Annotated in this window: 23 protein-coding genes and 1 pseudogene; 16 read left to right on the top strand and 8 right to left on the bottom strand. The window is 35.0% G+C overall.

Going from position 1 to position 23656, the window contains the following annotated elements; genetic code table 11:
- Window positions 1-51: 51 nt before the first annotated feature.
- The 7 genes and pseudogenes from JO950_RS05890 to JO950_RS05920 all read left to right on the top strand — a co-directional run.
- Window positions 52-312: pseudogene (locus tag JO950_RS05890) on the top strand (DUF2400 family protein); the annotation flags it as partial.
- Window positions 313-383: 71 nt separating this feature from the next.
- Entirely contained in the window at window positions 384-1445 is a 1062-nt protein-coding gene (locus JO950_RS05895; RefSeq protein ID WP_202701801.1) for a HEAT repeat domain-containing protein, read from the top strand.
- 44 nt (window positions 1446-1489) lie between these two features.
- A complete protein-coding gene (locus JO950_RS05900) occupies window positions 1490-2878 on the top strand; it encodes a glycosyltransferase family 2 protein (protein WP_237732293.1) in 1389 nt (462 codons plus the stop codon).
- A 7-nt stretch (window positions 2879-2885) separates the two neighbouring features.
- Window positions 2886-4151, top strand: a complete 1266-nt coding sequence (locus tag JO950_RS05905; protein WP_202701803.1) for a YaiO family outer membrane beta-barrel protein — start codon at window positions 2886-2888, stop codon at window positions 4149-4151.
- Window positions 4152-4156: 5 nt separating this feature from the next.
- Entirely contained in the window at window positions 4157-6370 is a 2214-nt protein-coding gene (locus JO950_RS05910; protein ID WP_237732294.1) for a DUF4838 domain-containing protein, read from the top strand.
- 8 nt (window positions 6371-6378) lie between these two features.
- Complete coding sequence (locus JO950_RS05915; RefSeq protein ID WP_202701804.1) at window positions 6379-6747, top strand: response regulator transcription factor; 369 nt, start codon at window positions 6379-6381, stop codon at window positions 6745-6747.
- A 109-nt stretch (window positions 6748-6856) separates the two neighbouring features.
- Window positions 6857-8209 carry a DEAD/DEAH box helicase gene (locus JO950_RS05920; RefSeq protein ID WP_202701805.1) on the top strand — a complete coding sequence of 451 codons (1353 nt, stop codon included), beginning with the start codon at window positions 6857-6859 and terminating at the stop codon, window positions 8207-8209.
- Window positions 8210-8373: 164 nt separating this feature from the next.
- Here JO950_RS05920 and JO950_RS05925 read toward each other — a convergent pair whose 3' ends face one another.
- Window positions 8374-9486, bottom strand: a complete 1113-nt coding sequence (locus JO950_RS05925) for a lactonase family protein (RefSeq protein WP_202701806.1) — start codon at window positions 9484-9486, stop codon at window positions 8374-8376.
- Window positions 9487-9755: 269 nt separating this feature from the next.
- On the opposite strand from JO950_RS05925, the gene JO950_RS05930 reads away from it, so the two are divergent.
- The 7 genes from JO950_RS05930 (at window position 9756) to JO950_RS05960 (ending at window position 15822) form a co-directional block, all read left to right on the top strand.
- Window positions 9756-11684, top strand: a complete 1929-nt coding sequence (locus tag JO950_RS05930) for a BatA domain-containing protein (protein ID WP_202701807.1) — start codon at window positions 9756-9758, stop codon at window positions 11682-11684.
- Between the two features lie 147 nt (window positions 11685-11831).
- Window positions 11832-13088: a dihydroorotase family protein gene (locus JO950_RS05935; protein ID WP_202701808.1), complete on the top strand. Its 1257-nt coding sequence runs from the start codon at window positions 11832-11834 to the stop codon at window positions 13086-13088.
- Between the two features lie 5 nt (window positions 13089-13093).
- A complete protein-coding gene (locus tag JO950_RS05940; protein WP_202701809.1) occupies window positions 13094-13420 on the top strand; it encodes a hypothetical protein in 327 nt (108 codons plus the stop codon).
- A 249-nt stretch (window positions 13421-13669) separates the two neighbouring features.
- A complete protein-coding gene (locus JO950_RS05945) occupies window positions 13670-14314 on the top strand; it encodes an alpha/beta hydrolase (protein WP_202701810.1) in 645 nt (214 codons plus the stop codon).
- Between the two features lie 167 nt (window positions 14315-14481).
- The gene (locus JO950_RS05950) at window positions 14482-14859 is read left to right on the top strand and encodes a type II toxin-antitoxin system RelE/ParE family toxin (protein ID WP_237732295.1); all 378 of its coding nucleotides are present in this window, start codon (window positions 14482-14484) and stop codon (window positions 14857-14859) included.
- A 16-nt stretch (window positions 14860-14875) separates the two neighbouring features.
- On the top strand, window positions 14876-15163 hold the full coding sequence (locus JO950_RS05955; RefSeq protein WP_202701811.1) for a helix-turn-helix domain-containing protein: 288 nt from the start codon (window positions 14876-14878) through the stop codon (window positions 15161-15163).
- Between the two features lie 89 nt (window positions 15164-15252).
- Complete coding sequence (locus JO950_RS05960; RefSeq protein WP_202701812.1) at window positions 15253-15822, top strand: cysteine hydrolase family protein; 570 nt, start codon at window positions 15253-15255, stop codon at window positions 15820-15822.
- Window positions 15823-15924: 102 nt separating this feature from the next.
- Here JO950_RS05960 and JO950_RS05965 read toward each other — a convergent pair whose 3' ends face one another.
- The 3 genes from JO950_RS05965 to JO950_RS05975 are packed head-to-tail and all read right to left on the bottom strand — an operon-like array spanning window position 15925 to window position 17685.
- Window positions 15925-16356, bottom strand: a complete 432-nt coding sequence (locus JO950_RS05965; RefSeq protein WP_202701813.1) for a hypothetical protein — start codon at window positions 16354-16356, stop codon at window positions 15925-15927.
- A 47-nt stretch (window positions 16357-16403) separates the two neighbouring features.
- Window positions 16404-16907, bottom strand: a complete 504-nt coding sequence (locus JO950_RS05970; RefSeq protein ID WP_035747178.1) for a hypothetical protein — start codon at window positions 16905-16907, stop codon at window positions 16404-16406.
- 13 nt (window positions 16908-16920) lie between these two features.
- Window positions 16921-17685, bottom strand: coding sequence for an MBL fold metallo-hydrolase (locus JO950_RS05975; RefSeq protein WP_202701814.1), 765 nt, complete (start codon window positions 17683-17685; stop codon window positions 16921-16923).
- 90 nt (window positions 17686-17775) lie between these two features.
- Between JO950_RS05975 and JO950_RS05980 the strand changes: the two genes are divergently transcribed.
- A complete protein-coding gene (locus tag JO950_RS05980; protein WP_017498819.1) occupies window positions 17776-19236 on the top strand; it encodes a TonB-dependent receptor in 1461 nt (486 codons plus the stop codon).
- 139 nt (window positions 19237-19375) lie between these two features.
- On the opposite strand, the gene bcp is transcribed toward JO950_RS05980, so the two are convergent.
- On the bottom strand, window positions 19376-19828 hold the full coding sequence (gene bcp, locus JO950_RS05985) for a thioredoxin-dependent thiol peroxidase (protein ID WP_202701815.1): 453 nt from the start codon (window positions 19826-19828) through the stop codon (window positions 19376-19378).
- A gap of 193 nt (window positions 19829-20021) precedes the next feature.
- On the opposite strand from bcp, the gene nth reads away from it, so the two are divergent.
- Window positions 20022-20678 (top strand): endonuclease III, encoded by a 657-nt coding sequence (gene nth, locus JO950_RS05990; protein WP_017498748.1) that lies wholly within the window; start codon window positions 20022-20024, stop codon window positions 20676-20678.
- A gap of 17 nt (window positions 20679-20695) precedes the next feature.
- Here nth and JO950_RS05995 read toward each other — a convergent pair whose 3' ends face one another.
- The 3 genes from JO950_RS05995 to JO950_RS06005 all read right to left on the bottom strand — a co-directional run bounded on the left by JO950_RS05995 (window position 20696) and on the right by JO950_RS06005 (window position 23209).
- Window positions 20696-21760 carry a tetratricopeptide repeat protein gene (locus JO950_RS05995; protein WP_202701816.1) on the bottom strand — a complete coding sequence of 355 codons (1065 nt, stop codon included), beginning with the start codon at window positions 21758-21760 and terminating at the stop codon, window positions 20696-20698.
- A gap of 670 nt (window positions 21761-22430) precedes the next feature.
- A complete protein-coding gene (locus JO950_RS06000; protein WP_017498746.1) occupies window positions 22431-22574 on the bottom strand; it encodes a hypothetical protein in 144 nt (47 codons plus the stop codon).
- Window positions 22575-22624: 50 nt separating this feature from the next.
- Window positions 22625-23209 carry an RNA polymerase sigma factor gene (locus tag JO950_RS06005; protein WP_202701817.1) on the bottom strand — a complete coding sequence of 195 codons (585 nt, stop codon included), beginning with the start codon at window positions 23207-23209 and terminating at the stop codon, window positions 22625-22627.
- Between the last annotated feature and the right edge of the window lie 447 nt (window positions 23210-23656).

Here is a 23656-nt window from a genome sequence, read left to right on the forward strand (position 1 = left end):
AATTTGAATTAATACTATTTAATTAATGACATTCTAACTACTTGTTTTTACATGTACCTGCGCTGGATGGTACGCCAGGATACCAAAGGTGTTGACTTAGGTATTTGGAAAACCATTTCACCTTCATTATTGTCGTGTCCGCTCGATGTACATTCCGGTAATGTAGCCCGTAAATTAGGGATACTAACCCGAAAACAAAATGATGGAAAGGCCTTAACAGAACTCGATCTTAAACTCCGAAAAATGGACCCTCAAGATCCGGTAAAATATGACTTTGCTCTTTTCGGATTGGGCGTTTTTGAGGGATTTTAATCCCCAGGGAGTGACCTTTCATTAGTTTTATTGCGTTTTTTTTCGTAATTTCACTCTATAAAGCAATATTTATGGAGCATTTTATAGGTTATATAAAACACTACGCCATCCCATTATTTGTATTTACAAGTTTAGCTTTAGCACTTGCATTAATACTCAAAAGAATTCATTATCAATACACTCTTCCTTACCGGCATCACATTGTACGAAAGTCCGAAATTTTCCTTACAGAAATCACACTCTCAAAACCGGAGGAAAGCATTCTGAAATACAAAATTGCCAAATTCAGATCTGAAATTCCCATCCATAAAACCTGGTGTAAAGAAATGCTTATCGACGATATGATTCGGATGAAAAGCAATTTAAAAGGTAAAACCGCCAAAAACATTCTTATTATATACAAACAACTGGGTTTAAACCATTATTCAGCAAGTTTACTTCGGGATTTTAGAAAATATAAAAAATGTGATGGCATTTATCATTTTCAAGCCTTGGGATATAAACCCGGAATTGCTCTAATCAAAAAATATTTGTTTCATCCCAATAAAATTATCCGGTCAAACGCCAATATTGCTTACCTGATTTTAACCAAAGGAGACTGGCAGGCCGTTAATAAAATTCCGGTAAAAGTATCCATCAGTACCACCATAAAAATAATGGATGTATTGCATTCGCAAAACATACCAATTCCACCTGATATCGAACTTTGGATAGAATCTGATAATCCTACTACTCTGAAATTAGCCGTAATGACTATGGTTTTTTACAATTACAGAAACAGATCACAGGATATTATCAAATTGCTCAAACACGAAAATAAAAACCTTAGAACCGATGTGATTATTGCCATTCGCGACTTGTACCTGTATGAGGCCGAAGAGGATTTATTACTGCAATTTAAGCAAGAGAGTATCGAACTTCAATTGGAAATTCTGAATGCCCTTGCCATTGTAGGCTCAGAAAAAACAATCTCATTTTTAAACCATCAAATTCCGAGAGAAGAAATCAAAGATCTTAAATTAAAAATGGTAGCTGCTTTAAACGGTCTCGATTCTGTATGTATAGATGTATTGGGAAGACAGGATTCCGATACGCAAAAAATGATTAATCACATTAGAGAATTACAACTATGATAACTGATTTTCTACATTATATTATTCACTGTTACAATCTCTTTGTGATCCATTTTTCAATCGGGTATATTCTGTTCTACATCTTCCTGTCTGTCCTTTCTTACTGGGCGATCGTAAAACATTTAAAATATCAAAAATACCTGGAAGAAGAGGTTTTAATTCGTTCGAACCATATACTGGGCGTTTCCATTGTGGCTCCCGCTTTTAATGAGGGGGTAAATATCGTTTACAATGTTAAATCCCTACTCTCTCTTACCTATCCGAAATACGAAATCATTATTGTCAATGATGGAAGTTCTGACGATACACTGGAAAAACTAATTGTCGAATTTGATCTGGTTAAAATTGACTTTTATTATCAGGAGAAAATAGCTACGCAGCCCGTTCGGGGGCATTATAAATCAAAGAATCCTGTTTATTCGAAATTACTGATTGTCGACAAAATAAACGGAAAAAGCAAAGCTGATGCCGCAAATGCCGGGATAAACTCGTCGCAATATCCCCTTTTTTTATGCACTGATGTAGATTGTATTTTAAAAAGAGATACTATTTTGAAACTGGCCAAACCCTTTATGGAAAATGAAACTCGTGTCATTGCTTGTGGAGCCGGAATCAGGATTTCAAACTCCTGCGATATCAAGGAAGGCTTTTTGTTTAAAGTTCATTATCCTAAAGAATGGTATCCGCGTTTTCAGGAATTAGAATACGTACGCTCTTTTTTATTTGGAAGAATGGCATGGAGTCAGCTAAACGGTCTGCTTTTGGTTTCCGGAGGTCTCGGTATGTTTGATAAAGACATTGTGATTAAAGCGGGTGGATACTGGCATCAGTCCTTAGGTGAAGATATGGAACTGGTGACGCGCATGCGAAAATACATGCACGATACTAAAGAAAAATACTTAATCAAATACATTCCCGAATCACTCTGTTGGACAGAAGTTCCCAGTACGCGAAAAATATTCTTAAGACAACGTATTCGATGGGCTCGTGGACTGGTTCAAACCTTGTATTTACATCGAAAAATGTTTTTAAATCCAAAATACGGACGAACAGCCTTTCTGGTATTACCTTTCTTTTTCAGTTTTGAGTTTTTAGTTCCTATTATAGAATTTTTTGGTATACTGACTCTAATTTTCAGTTTTATATTTGGAATGATCGACTACCAGTATTTACTGATTATAAGCTTATTAGTCTATCTATTCTATCTCTCCATAACCATAATATCCATATTGATAGATGAAATACTATATAAAAGTTATGCCAATTATAAAGAATTAATGGTTCTTATCGGGATGGCCGCACTTGAGCCGTTTGTGTACCATCCGATAACGATTTACGCCTCACTGAAAGGCTATTGGTTCTTCTTTCGAAGAAAAGAACAAAACTGGGGTGTAATGGTCCGTAAAGGATATGAAAGTCCAACTAAAAAATAAGCTGATCATGAAACATAACAGAACTATAGCTCTAATAAGACTGCTTTTTTGTTTATTTCTATTGACTTGCCAAACTACAAAAGGTCAAAGAAAAATAGACACTGACAGCCTTTTGACTGTTGTGCTTCATGACATGAAAAATGCCCGTCCGGACTACAAAGCAAATATTCAGAGAGCTCAGTTAGGAAAAAAACTGGCTCCGGACTACCTGGATTTCTATTTGGTATTGGGGCGAAATTATGACCTGACAAAAGCAAAAGACAGTGCCCGATTTTACTATAACTATGTCATTGATAAAAACCCGGCCTATGAGGATGCCTATCTCTATCTGATCAACATGAATTTAGAGGCGAAAAATTACGATGAAGCTCTGGTCTTAACCAATAAAGCAATTGACCAGTTTCCCGACAACAAAACCTTCAGGCTAAAAAGAATTGCAATTTATTCTCTGCAGAATGACACTAAAAATGAAGAAAAAAATCTCAAATCGATAAGAACAAAATACCCCAATGATGCCGACATCGAACAGCGTCTTTTTGCCTTGTACTCCAGAACTAATATGGATCGGGCGGGTGTTTATTACAACTTCACCACAATTGATCGCGACGGTGTTGGCCCGTGGCATCTGGCAAGTGCCGATTATACGCATCAACGTACCTGGGGAAGTTTAATTGGAAGAGTTAGCCATGCTGAAAGACGATCTTCCAGTCAGGTCATGGCCAGCGGACTTCAATTTGAAGTCGAATCTTACCTCTCGGGAAAGAAGAACAACTATTCCTATATTGATGTCGCCTACAGCAGTGACATCGCTTTTCCTGAATGGAGATTAGGGTATTCCTATTTCTACAATTTCGCCAAAGGCTGGGAGGCAGATTTAGGCTTCCGCTACATCGAAATGCAGGACAACAGCAATTTAAAAACTTTAAATGTAGGATTAGGAAAATACTTCGGGGCATACTGGGTCAATTTAAGATCTTACATTCAAAAAGACGCACCGTCCTTTACCCTTACCTCCCGCTACTATTACGGAACTAAGTTTGATTATCTTACCCTAATTGCAGGTTATGGAACTTCACCGGACGATCAGACCAGAGCAGCGGAATATGAAAACAGAGCTTCTTTAAGTTCGTACAGACTGAGTGCCGGCTTTTATAAATTAATCAGAACCCATTATATTTTTGGAATATTAATCACCAACAACCAACAGGAATACACCCCTAAAAAGTTTCAAAACGAACTTGATTTTGCTTTTTTACTGCAATATAAATTTTAAATCGTATGAAAAAAAAGCGTCTTCAATATTTGCAAATATTTATTCTCACCCTGCTTAGTTTTAAGATGATGGCACAATCTGAAATTACAATATCCGATAAAACCAAAATTATTGCTACCGCTGAAAGTACTCAGGCTGCGGCAGGAATACTAAAATTATATCTGGAGAAATCCGTGTCGAAACCATTTGAAATTACTACAAAAAGTCAAAAAGAGAGTGATGCTTCCGAAATCATACTGGAAATTTCCAATGATAAAAAACTCAAAGCAAATGAATTCAATGTCAAAAGCGATTCAAAATCAATTTATATAACGGCTCCAAATCAGAAATACCTGCGCTATGCCGTTTATACTTTACTCGAAATCTGGGAATTTAGGAAATTTACCGCAACAGAAACTTATATACCAAAAGTAACTCAGTTTACTTTTGCAAAAAACACAAGTAAAATCTATCAGCCCTCTTTTGATTACAGAGCTTTGTTTTTCCCTGATTGTTATGACGAAGATTTCAGGGACTGGCACAAACTCGACTGGCACATTGACGATTTTGGTCTTTGGGGACATTCTTTTAGCATGCTTGTTCCGCCAAAAGAATATTTTAAAACTAATCCTAAACTTTTTGCTTTGTACGAAGGAGAACGAAATACAGAATCTTTGTGCATGACCAATGACACTGTTGTGAATCTGGTAGAGGAAAAAATGACTGAAATTATCGCAAAAACACCCCATGCGCAATTCTATTCTGTCAGCCAGAATGATGATGTCGTGTATTGCGAATGTACGCAATGCAAAGCCATGAACACTAAATATGGTGGTCCGCAAGGTTCGTTTTATTATTTTCTGAATAAAATCGCCGCTCACTTTCCTAAAACCAAAATTACAACCCTAGCCTATCTTCATACCTTCAAACCTCCTGTAAATCTGAAAATAGCTCCAAACATTTATACGATCTTATGCCCTATTGAACTGGATCGCGGCAAACCCATTACCAATCAGAACAATCCATCATTTGTCAAAAACCTTGAGAACTGGAGCACAACTTTACCACAACTATTTTTATGGGATTACACCGTTCAATTCTCTAATTTCATGTCTCCCTTTCCTAACTTTGAATCTTTTCAAAACAACTATAAACTCTTTCAAAAAAACAAAGTAAAGGGATTATTTGTACAGGGATATGCTGATGTTCCGGGAGATCTTTCGGAATTGCGACAATATCTCCTGGCAAAATTAATGTGGAATACTGATATTGACATTAAAGCTGTTACTGCTGATTTCCTCAGAGGTTTTTATGGAAAAGCAGCGCCCTATGTCGCAAAATATCTTGACCTCATAGAAGCCAATCAAAGCAAAAGTAAAGCTTATTTAGATATTTATTCTGGTCCTGTACAGACGCGAAATACGTTCTTGACGCCTGAAGCTATGGATCAATACGATCATTTTCTGGAACAGGCCAATAATACCGTCGAAAATGATTCCATTTTAAGCTCACGCGTTCATAAATTACGACTGGCTTTAGAATTTGTATATTTTGAGCAGGCCAAATTTTATGGAAAAAACCAACACGGAATGTTTGTTGTAAATAACCAAGGCAAAAAAGAAGTAAAACCGGGTTTAACTGAAAGAGTTCTAAAATTCTCAAAATCCTGCAATCAGTTTGGAGTTTATGAATTGAGCGAAGACGGAATTTCTCCTGATAATTATTATAAAGAATGGATTGAAATTGGCAAAAACACCACTACTCATTTAGGCGAGGACCTGAAAGTTACCTTTATAATACCTCCATCTGATGAGTTTAAAGGCAAAGGAAGGTATGGTTTGGTTGATGGAAACAGAGGGTACAAAAACTTTAATATCAACTGGATTGGATGGTATGATGCGAATCCGGAAATTGAAATCGAAACCAAAAATCTTGATTTCAACATCGTAAAATTAAATTTCCTAAACGATCAGAGACATTGGATTTTTACACCAAAAAAAATAAAAATCTATGGTTTTAAGAATCAGAAATGGGAACTTATTAAAGAGCAAATTTGCAACAATTTAACAGAAGACTACGAAATTACAACACAATCATGGGAAGTCGAAAATCAAAGATTCAGTAGTTTTACCAAGATCAAAATCGTAGTAGAAAACCAGAAGGAATTGCCCGTCTGGAGAAAGCGAAAAAACAAAAAAGCAATGATAATGCTGGACGAAATAGAGTTGTATAAAAAATAATAGTCGAAATGGATACTACCGATAAAAAAATTATGATCATCGATAATGATGATATGACTGTTGAGATTTTAAAATTCATTCTAAAAAAAGAAGGCTTCAAAGTAAGTATCGCAAAAGATGGTATCAATGCCATGGAGCGGCTTCCTGTTATTATGCCGGATTTGGTGATTACCACGATTACCGTACCTCTTAAATCCGGTCTGGAAATTATCAATGAAATCAAGCAAAATTACAATGATATCCGTGTTATTGCACTTTCTTCACTGGGAGAAGAAGAAAACACTGTTGAAGAAGCTTTTGAATTGGGTGTAGACGATTTTATTGCTAAACCCTTTAATCCAAATGAACTTTTACTGCGAATAAAACGATTTTTATAGCTTTTTAAACTGCATTTTTAAGAAATTCGAAGCCCACAAACTGTCGTAATTTCTAAGAAACAACGATTTTCAGCTATTTATAGCTATATTTGCACAAAATTTAATGCAAATGAGCACTTTCGAAAAATTCAATCTCCCAAAATCAGTACAAAAAGCCATCGACGAACTAGGTTTTGTTACTCCTACCCCAATTCAGGAAAAATCTTTTTCAGTGATTATGTCTGGCCGTGACATGATGGGAATTGCACAAACCGGTACCGGTAAAACATTTGCTTACTTATTACCCCTTCTAAAATTATACAAATTCACCAATACCAATACGCCTAAAATTGTAATTCTGGTTCCAACCCGTGAATTAGTCGTTCAGGTAGTAGAAGAAGTAGAGAAACTAACCAAATACATGTCGGTTAAAACACTGGGGATTTTTGGTGGAGTAAACATCAATACACAGAAAAAAGCAGTGTATGAAGGTGTAGACATTTTAGTTGGAACACCTGGTAGAACAATGGATTTAGCATTGGATGCCGTAGTACGTTTTGATGAAACTCAGAAATTAGTTATTGATGAGTTTGATGAAATGCTAAATTTAGGTTTCCGTACGCAATTGACTGCTCTTTTGGCGATGATGAAAACCAAACGTCAAAACATTCTATTCTCAGCAACCATGACCGATGAAGTTGATGCTGTACTGAATGACTTTTTTGACTTTCCGGAAGAGGTAACACTTGCCGCTTCGGGAACACCTTTGGAAAAAATTACACAGATTACTTATAATGTTCCGAATTTCAATACCAAAGTAAATTTGCTAAAACATTTACTGGAAACCAATGAAAGCATGGAACGTGTTTTGGTTTTTGTGAACAATAAAAAGATTTCGGATATGCTTCATACCCGAATCGAAGAGGATTTTGAAGGTCAGTTTGGAGTAATACACTCTAATAAATCTCAAAATTACCGTTTGAGTACTATGGCAGAATTTCAGGAAGGTAATCTTCGCGGATTAATCACCACCGATATTATGGCCAGAGGTTTAGACATTTCGAACATCTCCCACGTTATTAACTTTGAACTTCCTGAATTCCCTGAACTGTACATGCACAGAATTGGTCGTACAGGACGTGCAGATGCTACCGGGACTGCTATTAGTTTTATCACGCCACGTGAAGAAGAATTCAAAATTGAAGTCGAAGTATTGATGAATCAGGAACTGGAAATTGCCCATTTCCCTGAAGAAGTTGAAATTTCAACCAAATTAATCGAACCTGAAAAAGACAAGCAGCCTATTAAGTTTTTAATGAAAAAACCAAAACTCGAGGGTGACGGTGCGTTTCACGAAAAATCGAAAAAGAACAAAAAAGTCAATCTTGGAGGTCCGTCGAAAACCAAAAAGAAAACCCACGGATCTGTCAATCGAAACATGCTGAAAACGAGAGATAAGAAAAGAAAGGATAAGGATAAATAGATACTAAGGTTCTGAGGTTCTGAGGTTCTAAGATACTAAGGATTAAACAAAAAGCTTAAAATATTGAATTAAGAATAACTTAGTTCTCTATTTTGAGCTTTTTTATTGTTCGAAACTCATAGTCTTAGCTGCTTAGCACCTTAGAACCTTAGACTCTCAAAAAATTATATCCTCGTAAAAACCAACCCCACCGGAGAGCACAACCCGATTCTCTTGCCTGTATCGGTTAATTTTCCAGTTGTTTTATCTCTTTTAAAAATAATAATATCATTCGTATATTGATGTCCTACTAAAAGAAAATTACCCGTGGGATCAATCGCAAAATCTCTTGGGCCTTTTCCCAGAGTACTCACCTGCTCCACCAATTCAATCCCACCATTTTTCTGAATCTTATAAACGGAAACAGCATTCGCATCGACACGATCTGAAACATACAAAAATGCTCCGTCAGGTGAAATTTTGATGGCTGCCGCTCCGGTTCCTCCTGTAAATCCTTTTGGCAAAATACTGGTCTCGCCAATAACTTTCAGACTTCCGTTTGGGTCAAAACTAAAAGTCGTCAGTGTACCGTCTAATTCCTGAACCAGATACACAAATTTACCGTCTTTACTAAAAGTCAAATGCCTTGGTCCGCTTCCCGGTTTTACATCTGCAGACCCTTTTAGCGTTAAGATTTCGTTTTTAGAATTCGGATTGTATTTATACACAAAAACTTTATCCAGACCTAAGTCATTAGACAAAACAAATTTTTTATCAGGTGAAAAGGCCACCATATGTACGTGTGCTTTCTCCTGACGTGCTGCATTAATTCCTTTTCCTGCATGCTGAACTAACTGCTGTGCTTCAGAAATACTTCCATCGGCATTCTTCTTAAAAACGGCAATATTTCCTCCTGAATAATTCGCGACAAGCACATTTTTATCATCATTAATCAAATGACAAGGATCGGCACCCAACGCATCATTTTTATTTAGAAAAGTTAATTTTCCAGATCCTGCGTCATAACCAAAAGCACTAACAGCACTGTGAGTCCCGTTTTCATTTACGGCATACACAAACTTATTGTCTGCTGAAACCGACAAATAACTTGGGCTTACTACATTTTCTGAGGAACTTTTCAATTTGAAATCACCGGAATCGGCATTAAAATCATAAACATAAATTCCGTTACTCTGACAGGTATTCGTGTAAGTTCCTACCAGTAAATTAAATTTGTTCTGAGCCTGTAAACCTGCGCAGGACAAAGCAGAAAAAAGCAGTATGTATAATCTTTTCATAATCCTTGAATTGTTTTAGATACGCTAAAATAGCGAATAATATCTTCTCTAATCCTATTTTTTTGTTACAAATGGAATCCCAAAAGTTACATTTTTCAAACGATGCAAATCGTTTCTTCAACAAAAAAGGATCTAAATTCATCAAAAAAAATAGCTAACGGCGTTTACTCATAATCTGCTTTATAACTGATAAGGTTTGAGTAAAAATTTGTATTTTTGACCAGTGTCTTCGCGAAAAATAAAACGTAGTGAAGTAAATCGAAGCCCGAATGCATTTTAAACATCCCGAAATTCTATACTTTCTGTTCTTGTTAATTGTTCCAATTCTGGTTCACTTATTTCAATTACGACGTTTTAAAACCTCTTTTTTTACTAATGTCCGTTTCCTAAAAGAAATTTCTGTCCAGACACGCAAGAGTTCGAAAATCAAAAAACGATTGTTATTAGCCACCCGCTTACTGTTGTTGACTTGTATTATTCTGGCTTTTGCCCAGCCTTTTTTTGAGGCTAAAGACAGTAAAAATGCTGCCAATGAAATGTATATCGTTCTCGATAATTCGTTTAGCATGCAGGCGAAAGGAAAAAAAGGAGAACTGCTAAAACGTGCTGTACAGGAACTTCTCGAAAACACGCCTGAAACTTCCTCTTTTTCGCTGTTGACTAACACTGAAAACTATTGGAATACCGACATTAAATCATCAAAAAGTGCACTACAAAACCTAAAATACAGCGCTACACCTTTTGAACTTCCATCGATAATAGCAAAGATCAAAGCGCACAAATCAGCTCATAAAAAAGATATTGTCATTATTACCGATGCGGTAGGTCTTGCCGAAAAGGACATAAAAAACCTTGACACCGAAGAGAAACCTTATTTTATTATTCCGGAAGCGGAACAGAAAAACAATATTGCCATTGACAGTGTTTTTATCAATCAGACTCTGGAGAATTTCTATGAGATAAGCGTTAATCTGTCTGCTTACGGCGAAGATTTCAAACCCGTTTCAATGGCCTTGTACAATCAAAATAAACTGATTGCCAAAACCATTATCCATTTTGATGCAAAGAAAAAGAAAATAGACTTTACCATTCCAAAAGAAGCTTTTCATGGTTATGTTGTTATTGAAGACAATGGATTGACGTACGACAACAAGCTTTATTTCAGTATCCTGAAAACAAAGAAAACAAACATCATCAGTATTGGTGAACCCGAAAAAAGTAATTTCTTATCCCGAATTTATACATCGGCAGAATTCAACTACAACAACTATTCGATCGGCAACCTGGATTACAACAGTTTAGACAAACAAAACACCATTATTCTAAACGAACTGACAGAAGTTCCTCAGGCATTACAAACTACCTTAAAAGCATTTGTCGCTAAAGGTGGTAATTTAGTGGTGATCCCTTCCGAAAAAACATCCCTTTCTAATTTGAATTCTTTCTTGGGTAATTTTGGAAAAATTCAGTTTACCACTCTTGAAAACAAAGCGAAGTTAATCACCAAAATCAATTTTGATCATCCACTATTCTCCGGTGTGTTTGAGAACAAAATCACGAACTTTCAATATCCAAAAACAAACAGTTCTTTTGGTATTTCAAGTCCATACCCAGCCGTTTTATCCTACGAGGACCAAAGCGTATTTGTAACAGCCATTCAAAATCCGGTTTCGGGAATTACTGTCTTTACGGCACCTATTAATGCCACAAATTCAAACTTTCAGCAATCTCCTTTGATTGTCCCTTTATTTTATAAAATGGGGCAGAACAATCAAAAAACCGGGGTTAACGCTTTGATTATAGGCAGTAATCAGCCTTATTTTGTAGATGTATTATTAACAAAAGACGCCATTTTGGAAGTAAAAGGAAATGATGATTCCTTTATTCCCATTCAGCAAATACTAAATAACAAAGTTAAACTCACCTTTAATGATTTCCCTGAAACGGCAGGAAATTATAGTGTTTTTGACCGAAAAGAATGGATCGAAAACCTAAGTTTCAATTACAAAAGAAGCGAAAGTGACCTGAGTCAGGTAAACACCAATGTGGTTTCTGATTTTAAAACAGCGGATACTATTTCAACCATTTTTAACACCTTACAAACGGAACGAACAGACAGCCAAATTTGGAAATGGTTTGTTATCTTTGCACTGTTATTTTTAGCATTAGAAATAGCAATAATAAAATTTGTAAAGTAGTTTTTTTTTTTAGCTTGTTTGTCATTTCGACGTAAGGAGAAATCACACTCGCTGAGAACGCACTGCACGGAATATTGAAATGTGATTTCTCCTTACGTCGAAATGACAAACGAGAATCTGAAAAATAATAAATAAATTTCTCTACATATGAAAATAATCATCAGAAGCGCCAAAATAATCGATTCAGAGAGTCCGTTTCACAACCAGACCGTTGATCTTTTAATTGCAGATGGTTTAATTGAAAAAATAGGAACTTCACTTCCTGAAATTGATAATGCAAAAGAGGTAAAATTTGATCATTTACATCTTTCTCAAGGTTGGTTTGACAGTAGCGTTTCTTTTGGAGAGCCGGGCTACGAAGACAGAGAAACAATCACCAACGGATTGAATGTTGCCGCAAAAAGTGGTTTTACAGCCGTTGCTCTTCAACCCAACTCCTTCCCTATTATTGACAACCAATCACAGGTAAATTTTGTAAAAAATAAGGCAAACGGTTTTGCTACTGAACTTTTGCCAATTGGAGCTTTAACTAAAGCCAGCGAAGGAAAAGATATGGCAGAGCTTTACGATATGAAAAATGCCGGAGCCGTTGCTTTTGGAGACTACAACAAAAGTATCGACAACGCTAATCTTCTAAAAATTGCTTTACAATATGTACAGGATTTTGATGGATTAGTAATTACTTATGCACAAGATCCTAATTTAAAAGGAAACGGTGTTGCAAATGAAGGAATCGTTTCAACAAGATTAGGACTTAAAGGAATCCCTGCTTTGGCAGAAGAACTACAAGTTGCAAGAAACTTATTTCTACTAGAATATACCGGTGGAAAGTTACACATCCCGACCGTCTCTACTGCAAAAACTGTCGCATTGATTCAAGAGGCCAAAGCAAAAGGCTTGAAAGTTACTTGCAGTGTTGCTGTACATCATCTGGTACTAACCGATGAAAAACTGGAAGAATTTGACACCCGTTTTAAAGTAACTCCACCACTACGAAGCGAAACAGACAGAAAAGCTCTTTTAAACGCAGTTTTAGACGGAACTATTGATATGATTACTTCCGATCATAATCCAATTGATATTGAATTCAAAAAAATGGAATTCGACACTGCCAAAAATGGAACAATTGGTCTGGAAAGTGCTTTTGGTGCTTTATTAACAGTTCTGCCTTTAGAAACCATAATTGAAAAATTAACGTTGGGTAAAACGGTTTTCGGAATTGAAAAAAGTATCATAGCGGAAGGCTCAAAAGCGAACTTCACTTTCTTTACTCCGGAAGGAAAATCAACTTTTACCAAAGAAAACATTCTCTCCAAATCTAAAAACTCTGCTTTTTTAGGAGCAGAAATCAAAGGAGCTGTGTACGGAATATTCAATCAAAATCAACTTGTTACCTCTAAATAATTACAATGAACAATTCAATTGAAAAAGGAAAACCAATCGCTATCACCAGTTATATTTTGATTATTGGGGTACTAATCGCAATGTCTATGAACTCAGAAGACAAAAACAGCTTTGCTTCTTTTCACATTCGCCAGGCATTAGGATTGTCTTTAACCTTTATTTCATTCGGAGCCATCATCAGCAATTTTGACAGCTTCTTTATTACTTTCCCAATGTGGATCTGTATTTCGATTTTATGGACTTACGGCATTTTTACCGCCATTCAGGGACAAACAAAACCAATTCCGCTAGTGGGAGCGCTTTTCCAAAAATGGTTTCAAAAAATAGGGTAAATTTTAAATTACAATTAAAAAAAATTCCAAATTTTAAATTCCAATAACCCTGGTTTTAAGATTTTAATCGCATTTTTTTATCAAGCCTAAAGCTTGTCAGGCTGAGCGAAGTCGAAGCTTGTCAAGCTGAGCGAAGATTAAAGCTTGTCCGGCTGAGCGAAGTCGAAGCCCCCCCAGCTTTATCTTAATACATCTTACATTTCACATCTTATATTTCACAATTCACATCACATCTTACAACTAAAAAAAATGAATCTATCTCTAGAATATAAAATACAAAAACCAAAAGTTATCTTAGACAAAAATCCTGTTTTAATTTTATTACACGGATACGGCAGCAACGAAGCCGATTTATTCTCATTTGCAACCGAACTCCCTGATAACTATTATATTATTTCAGCCAGAGCACCTTATGATCTACAATATGGTGCTTATGCCTGGTATGCGATTAACTTTGATGCAGATCAGAATAAATTTTCTGACAACGAACAGGCAAAAACTTCCCGTGATGTAATTGCAGGCTTTATTGATGAATTAACGACTAACTACCCTATTGATGCTAATAATGTAACTTTGATTGGTTTCAGTCAGGGGTCCATTCTGAGTTATTCCGTTGCACTTTCATATCCTGAAAAAGTACAGCGTGTAGTGGCTATGAGTGGTTATTTTAATGAAGATATCATCAAAGAAGGTTATGATAAAAATGACTTTAAAAACCTAAAATTCTTTGCCTCACACGGAACTGTCGATCAGGTAATTCCAATCGAGTGGGCCAGAAAAACGCCTGCAATTTTAGAACATTTGAATATTCCAATTACCTATAAAGAATACCCGGTTGGACATGGCGTAGCTCCTCAGAATTTCTTTGATTTAAACAATTGGCTGTTGATATAATTAACTTTTTCAATTACAGCACCGAATCTTAAATCTTTTTCCATTAAAAAAAAAACAATATAATTCTTACAATAAGAATCAATTTGCAAAAAAACATTTGCATTTTTAGAGTCTAGATTTTATAATTTAAATCATCAAAAACAAAAAATAAGCAAAAGTTTCCTTTCATGGAAACTTTTGCTTATTTTTGTAAATGGAAAAATGAAATGGAAAAACTTTTTGAAGTTCAGTTTCTTGAAGATGCTTATTTATTTTTAAAAAACATGGAACCAAAACATTCTGAAAAGATTATTTACAATATACATAAAGCACAAATCAAAAACGATCCGGAGCTTCTTAAAAAACTAACAGATGATATTTGGGAACTCCGAACACTCTATCAAGGAAATCAATATCGATTGCTCGCTTTTTGGGATAAAACCAATATAAAAAGCACCTTAGTAATAGCAACACATGGTTTTATAAAAAAACAAAGTAAAGTTGCTTCCAAAGAAATACTAAAAGCAAAAAAAATACAATTGAATTATTTTAAAGAGAAAGATTAATCTACTTTATACAGTAATGAAAACATATACATTAGAAGTCGTAACAGATGAATTAGTTGGAAAAATAGGCACACCAAACAGAGACAAGTTCGAATATAACTTGCAACTTGATTTAATTGCCAATGCTATCAGACAAACCCGAAAAGAACGCAATCTGACTCAGGAAGATTTGGGCAAGCTCATAGGGGTTCAAAAAGCGCAAATTTCAAAATTAGAAAATAACACTGGAAATGTAACGATAGAAACGCTAATTAAAATTTTCACAGCCTTAAAAGCTAAAGTTACATTTGAAATAACACTGTAACATTAGTAATTGGCTAACAAAAAGTAGTCTTTCGAGATGAAATTCAATCTCAATCCTCAAAAATGATCAAAATTTAAAAAACTAATCTTATGAGTTTAAAAAAATTAGACAACCCGGCGCTACTTTTAATTGATATTCAGAAAGGATTTAATGATATTGCTTACTGGGGAGGAGAACGAAATAATCTAGCTGCTGAACAAAGTGCTGCTGAACTTTTAGAAATCTGGAGAAACAAAAAAATGCCCATTTTCCATGTACAGCATTGTTCTTCTAATCCAAACTCTATTCTGAATGAAACCCATCCGGGAAATGAATTTCAGGATATTGTAAAACCACAAGAAGGCGAAACAATCATCAGGAAGAATGTCAATAGCGCTTTTATCGGAACTAATTTAAAGGAATTACTTGACGATGCTAAAATCAAAACTGTTGTTATCGCTGGTTTAACAACAGATCACTGCGTTTCTACAACCACTAGAATGGCGGGAAACTTTGGCTATAACGTTTACCTCATTTCTGATGCTACCGCAACTTTCAATAAAAAAGGTATCAACGGAGAGGAATTCTCTGCCGAAATCATTCACCAAACCGCTCTTGCCAGTTTAAATGAAGAATTTGCACAGGTAGTAACTACTGAATTTATCAAAAGGATTGTCTAGTTTTCAGTCTCAGTATTCAGTCTTACTTTAAAACTGAGACTGAATACTGAGACTGAATACTGAGACTGAGACTGAATACTGAGACTGCGACTGAACACTAAACTATTCTCCCGTATAAATAATTTTCCCGTCTTTCTTTAAAACATAACCTTTCCAGGGAATTAACTGCAGATCACCTTTAATCCAAGGCTTTCCTTCTGATTTTCTCTCTAAAAGAATTGGTTCTTTTTGAGTGTCCAGAAAAAGTTCCGCTTGGTTTCCGTCAAAGATAACATAAGCTACGGTAGAATACGTTTTCCCATCTTCGGCATGAGCTAGTTTTGTACCGACTTCAAAAAGACGAACACATTCTTTCTTAAGAGCCGACCAGGTGTAACCCGCAGAAGGTTTACATCCATGAGCATCTGAATCTCCTCCAACAACAGCTGGTTTAACTTCTTCTTTCTTTTCAGAAGTTTTATTTTCTTCAGCAACTTTCTTCCCGCAAGAAAATGAAAGTCCCGCAACAATAGCAAGTAAAAACACCTTTTTCATAAGTCGAATATTTAGTTAAACCCGTTTAGAAATAAGAAAAGAGCTTCTTACTTTTGATACAGCCAGGTTTGGTTTACTTCAAAAGTAATACTTTCGTCGTCATTAACAAAGTACTTCAACAACACTTCACCCCACATTTCACCATTGCTGTAATCTGCAATAATCCATCTGTGATTTAAAATTTTCACCTTATTGATGATAAATTTGTTCGGACCAATTTTGTCTTGTCCTGTATAAGGATTCCCATTTGGATTTGCATTTAAGTCCAATAATTTCTCTGTTACCAGTGGGATTAGTTTTTCATATAAAATAACTTTTCCTCCTGTTGCACTATTATCAAAATAATTCTGTGCATTTTCATTGTGTTCTAAAGAAAAATAATCTGCTTCCGCCAATTTTGTTGATACCAAATTGATACTGTCTCTCAGCTTTTTGGTCGTTTTTACATATCTGTCCTGCTCAAATTTCACTTCGCTGCTGTAAAACATATAGGTAAAAACATTCATTAATATCGCAAGGATAAAAAGGTAAAGCATTAAGGATTTTTTCATTTTTGTAATATAATTAAATTGTAATTTCTAAATTATCATAAGCCAGAAAAACATTTTCGGGCAATTGTTTTTGCACTTCTTCATGAAAGCCTAAAACGTGACTAATATGCGTTAAATAAGCAACTTCAGGTTTCACTAAATCGATAAAATCCAATGCTTCCTGTAGATTAAAGTGAGTATCATGCGGTTCTAGACGCAAAGCATTTACAACCAGTACCTTTAAATTTTTAAGTTTTTCAACCTCTGCTGTATCAATCGTTTTAACATCCGTCAAGTAAGCGAAGTCATCGATGCGATATCCAAAAACCTGCAAGTCACCGTGCATTACATTAATTGGAATTGCTGTTTTATCGCCAATGGTAAAAGGCACGTCATTCACTACCTCAATCGTTTTAACGCTGGGTGCTCCTGGGTACTTGTTTACTGTTTCAAAAACATAATCGAAACGACGTTTTAAATTGTCGATTACACGCTGATGCGCATACACAGGAATCTCGCCCTGTCTGAAATTATAGGGACGAATATCATCTAAACCGGCCGTATGATCAGCATGTTCGTGTGTAAATAAGATAGCATCGAGTTTTCGGCAGCCACAGGAAAGCATCTGTTGCCTGAAATCAGGACCACAATCGATCACATACGAGTGATCGTCCCATGTAATCCAAATGGAAACACGAAGTCTTTTATCCTTAGCATCAGTGCTTTTACAAACAGGATGATCCACTCCGATTATCGGAATGCCTTGAGAAGTACCAGTACCTAAAAAATATACCTTCAATTGAACTTAATTTTTTTACAAAAATAGGATTATTTCTCTTTCATTAGAAGGCTAATTTACTAACTTTGTAACAAATCTATTTAAAATAAAATGGGTACAGAAATAAAACTCAAAGGTGACAGGGTCATCGAACAGATTCCTTCTATAAAAGACAAAGCATTACGCATTAATTTAAACGAGAATATTTACGGGACATTTGCTGAAATAGGCGCCGGACAAGAAACGGTAAGGCATTTTTTCAGATCCGGAGGTTCATCGGGAACAATTGCAAAAGCGATGTCTGCCTATGACAAAGATTTTAGTGATGCCGTTTATGGAGCTGAAAACGATGGACGTTATGTAACTGAGGAACGGTTAAAAAAAATGCTTACCCATGAAGGGCAAATCATCGAAGAACGATTAAGCAGAGAAAAACATCCAACAAAGCTTTTCTTTAGTTATGCCAACACTGTTGCTACCATAGATTTCGCTAAACAATTTAAAGGTCATGGCTGGGTAGGAATCCGCTATCAAATTGAACCGGATGAAGCATACAACGAAATTATTCTACACATTCGTTTTAAAGAAACTGATGCCAGACTACAACAGGAAACACTTGGAATTTTAGGAGTTAACCTAATTTATGGTGCTTTTTACAAATACAACGATCCAAAACGATTACTTCGTTATTTATACGATCACTTAGACAAAGACCAACTGGAAATCGACACCATTAACTTCTCAGGGCCTCGTTTTGCTCATGTTGACAATCGTTTAATGAGTTTGCAGCTGGTTAAAAACGGAATGACTGATGCCGTAATGTTCAATCCGGAAGGTAAAAACATATTACCAGCAGCTATTTTATACAAAAAAAATCTTCTTGCTTTAAGAGGAAGTTTCCGTCCGGTTACAAAAGTAAACATGGACATGTATGAGAAGTCGCTTAAGATGTTTTTGGAAGAAAACAAAGTAGAAAAAGACAATACACTGGTTATTTTCGAAATTACACTTTCTAACTTACGTTCTGATGGCGAAATTGACGAGCGTGACTTTATGGACAGAGCCGAATTACTTTGCTCTCTGGGGCAAACTGTAATGATTTCAAATTTCCAGGAGTATTATAAAGTAGTAGAATATTTTGCTAATTACACCAAAGCCCGTATGGGACTAGCCATGGGAGTTAACAATTTAGTCGATATTTTTGACGAGAAATACTACCGTCATTTAAGTGGTGGAATCTTAGAAGCCTTTGGAAAACTATTCTACAGAGATATGAAAGTTTTCTTATATCCAATGTTGGATGAAAATGGCGTTTTAATGAACTCAAACAACTTAAAAGTACACCCAAGAATGAAAGAATTGTATAAATTCTTTAAATTCAACGGAAAAGTAATTGATATCGCAGATTATGATCCGCATAACTTAGAAGTTTTCTCTCGTGAGGTACTAAAAATGATCAATCAGGGAAAAACAGGATGGGAACATATGCTTCCAACCGGTATTGCCGAAATCATCAAAGAACACCATCTTTTCGGATACCATCCGCAGAAAGAACTGGAGCAGAATACCTAAAAAAAAGTCCCCAACAAGAAATTTTCTTTTTGGGGACTTTTTTTAGTTTGCAGTCGCAGTTTACAGTCGCAGTTATTACACTGTATACTAAAACTTGAAAAGTGAGACTGAGACTGAGACTGAAAACTGAGACTCTTTTTTACTTCAAAATCTGTGCAGTGTGTTCTTTCGTTTTCACTTTTTCGATTACCTCGTCAATAATTCCGTTTTCGTCTATTACAAAAGTGGTTCTGTGGATTCCGTCATACTCTTTCCCCATAAACTTCTTAGGCCCCCAAACCCCAAACGCATTAATTACAGATTTATCTTCGTCTGCCAATAACGGAAAAGGAAACTCGTACTTATCTTTAAATTTTAACTGTGCTTTCTGACTGTCAGCACTAACACCCAGGAGTTCGTAATTATTCGCTTTAAAACGCTCAAAATTATCTCTTAAATCACAAGCCTCAGCTGTACATCCGGGAGTACTTGCCTTTGGATAAAAGAAAACGACCAATTTCTTTCCGACGTAATCTGCCAGTTTATGTGTTTTCCCATCCTGATCTACTCCTGAGAAATTTGGTGCTTTATCGCCTTTTTGTAATGTTACCATTTATTTAGATTATTAGATTGTTGGACTTCTTAGATTATTCGATTATTCGATTATTAGACTATTCGATTGTTCGATTGCAACTTAAAAATAATTCATTCCCCACAATCAACCATTCACCTATCACATTTTACAATGTACATTTTACAATTCACAATTAAAATAATACTATTTTTACGGGATTAAATTTACGGAAATGAATAAAGAAGCTCGAGTAACATTTGTTATAAATACGTTAAAAGAACTCTACCCCACTATACCTGTACCATTAGACCATAAAGACCCTTACACCTTATTAATTGCAGTTTTACTTTCGGCACAATGCACTGATGTTCGTGTAAACCAAATTACCCCTATACTTTTCGCAAAAGCAGATAATCCGTATGACATGATTAAAATGTCGGTTGAAGAAATTAAAGAAATCATTCGCCCTTGCGGTTTATCTCCAATGAAATCTAAAGGAATTCATGGATTATCACATATTTTGATTGACAAACACAATGGTGAAGTTCCACAAGATTTTGAAGCTTTGGAAGCTTTGCCGGCAGTTGGACATAAAACAGCAAGTGTAGTGATGTCACAGGCTTTTGGTGTTCCTGCCTTTCCAGTTGACACACACATCCACCGATTAATGTACCGATGGAATCTTTCAAACGGAAAAAATGTAGTACAGACGGAAAAAGATGCTAAAAGATTATTTCCTAAAGAATTATGGAATGACCTGCACCTACAGATTATCTGGTATGGACGTGAATATTCCCCAGCAAGAGGATGGGATTTAGAAAAAGATATTATTACCCGAACTGTTGGTAAAAAATCGATATTAGAAGAAGCTGCTAAAAAGAAAGTTTAGCAGCTTCCCTATTATTTTTACATGCTTCCTTTAAGAGCATTGTATTCTTTTGTCATATTCAACGATCTGTAAATACCTAAGAGCGATTTTACAGCATTTTCATTTTTAGGCTCAATCACCAGTGCTTTTTTAAGATACGGAATGGCACTTTTTACCACTTCGTCTTTCTGAGCATCTAATTTATCAAATTGTTTCATTTCATTGGCACTGGTCCCCAATGATGACATCTGATCCTGAATTTCTTTTCTAAACTGCACTTTAACATAAGCCAGATTTAAGCAACAGGTTAAACAATCCTGATTGATTTTTAATCCATCTTCATAATATTTCTCCGCATTGCGAAAATCATTTCTCTCAAGATAAGAAAAGCCTAAAGAAACCAGAATCTCTTCTTTCTTAGAAGGCGGATTAAAATTTCTTGGTTTTTCATATAAACCTTCATTAATACTAGATTCTCTTGCACTCATCGAAATAAATACTTCTTCCTGTTTTGTTTTTTTATTTGTAGCATAAAAAACCATCCCTTTTCCGGAATAGTTTATTTTTTTCAGCTCCTCAAAATACTTTATGGCAGCGTTATAATCCTTACCTGCCAAAGAAGAAGAGGCCGCATTAAACAAGTTTAAAGTATCTTTTTTATCAAACAAATATACTTCGTAACTCTTATCGGCACTTTCCTTAAATTTTCCAATTTTATAATCATTATAAGCACCATCAACCAATTTAAACTTCATTTCTTTCAACGCAGAACTCGCTTTAAAAGCATACTTATAATTTCGGGATTCGTTTTCATACAATAACACATCCTGATAGGCTGCTGATGCCAATGCAAAATTACTTGCAGCATCGACATTTTTTGTTGCGAGATCCTTATAAACATTACCTTTTGTAAAAAAATAATCCGTCTTTACCTCGTCCGGTGCATTTAATATTTGATATTCTATTTTTTTTAAAACGGCTAATGCTTCCTGGTTTTTCCCTTTAGCATAATAAGATTGTGCCTCTTTTAATTCTTCTTTTTGAGCAAACACTCCAATACTTATCATTAGGAATAATGATACTATTTTTAGATTCTTTTTCATTTTCGGTTTGGTTTAGTTGTTTAATAGATTTTAGGGTAATCCAATGAGACACTATCAAAAACATCCAAACGAAGGCAGTAAAGATTAATACTACATCCGCTTAGACACCTGACAACAACTCATCATTCTTGCTATTCTTTACAAAATACCAGCAGAAACAACAAACGAAACAAAGTGTGGGTAGTTTTTCTTCATCAATTTTTTGGTTTTTGGTTAGACTTATAAAAGAATCCTCTTAAATGAACTTTTCTATATATTGAAAGTTTTTTAATACACAAATCATCTATATAGAGCAAATTCATTGAATAAAAATCCGCTTTTTAACTATAATAAAGCTAAATATAAAATAAATAAATGAAATTCAAACAAAACACAGAAATTTAACAAAATACCCGACCAAAATCTGAAGGCTTCTTTTTACATCAATCAAAAGACACAAGCCAAAATACAAAGCTTTACAACCTGAATATCTGACCCTTACTGTAAGTTAGGTTTTGTAAAAAATTACTGATTTCAAACTCAAAAGAATTCCTCCCATTCTTTGCCACGGACCAACTGAACAAAAAAAAAACTCACTACCTGCCTTTACATGCAAATAGTGAGCTTTTAACCAGAACGACCATCTGGTTTTTTCTTTCGAAACAAACATCCGACAAATGTAGTGGGCTGTTTAATTAGCTATAATTTCAAAACTCTTATCTTCAATTTTCACAACTTTCAAGGCTTGTGAATAACTAAGTAAAAAAGAAATAACTTCTTTTTTTGGTTTTAAATCTTTAGAAGCTAATGCCTTTTTAGAGTAAATTTTCGCCATACCATCAAAACGTTTTATACTAGTATAACGAAGCAATACCTAAATTAGTATTAATTGGTTAAAATAATTTGATGTTTATCAATTATTTTTCTCAAATTCATCAAAGCATACCGCATTCTTCCTAATGCTGTATTGATACTCACATCTGTAAGCTCTGAAATTTCCTTAAAACTCATATCCTGATACATACGCATCACCAACACCTCTTTCTGATCTTCCGGCAACTCTTCGATGATTCTTTTTAAATCAACCTCGACCTGATCAAAAATCATTTTATTCTCAATAGTCAAAGAATCATCAGACATGACAGAGAATATCGAAAACTCTTCTGTTTCTCTGTACATTGGCATTTTTTTGGTTTTACGAAAGTGATCCACAATCAGATTATGGGAAATACGCATCACCCAAGGCAGAAATTTACCTTCTTCATTATAGGAACCACTTTTTAAGGTTTTGATTAACTCAATGAAAGTGTCTTGAAAAATATCATTTGAAATATCTCTATCCGCAATCTTTGAATATATAAATCCATATATCTTAGACTCGTGCCTTTTAATTAATGTTGCAAGGGCATTTTCGTTGCCTTCAACATAATTTTTTACCAATAGAGCGTCAGGAATATGCACATCAGCCATAATACTACTTTTTTAGTTTCTATTTAAAATTTGGAGTAATTTTATAAAAAGTAGTTTTATTTTATAGGCGTGGCTTTTGGGTTATGGACTAGTGTTAATATTTTGATCAAATTTAACAAATTAATATTTTAAAAAGCAAACAAAAAGGCGAATAATTAACAATAAATTGTTAATTATTGCAGGACACACTTCGTTTTTGTTCTATCTCAGGCAAAAACACCCCTAATCCAATACTCTTTTAACTCAAATAACAACACCTAAAAACCTAACAAACAAGTAATTACATATATTTCACATGTTTTTTTTTTATTAATTTAGAAAGAAAATTCTATCGCTAATTTTTTCTCAAATTGCCTTTATTATTTCTCTCACATCGATCTGATCAGTTTTGAATTCTAAATCTTTTGATTTTGTACATCTGAATTCTGTTAGAATTTGGAACAATCT

Origin of the sequence: Flavobacterium sp. UGB4466 (assembly GCF_903469665.1) — a bacterium.
Lineage (GTDB): Bacteria > Bacteroidota > Bacteroidia > Flavobacteriales > Flavobacteriaceae > Flavobacterium > Flavobacterium lipolyticum.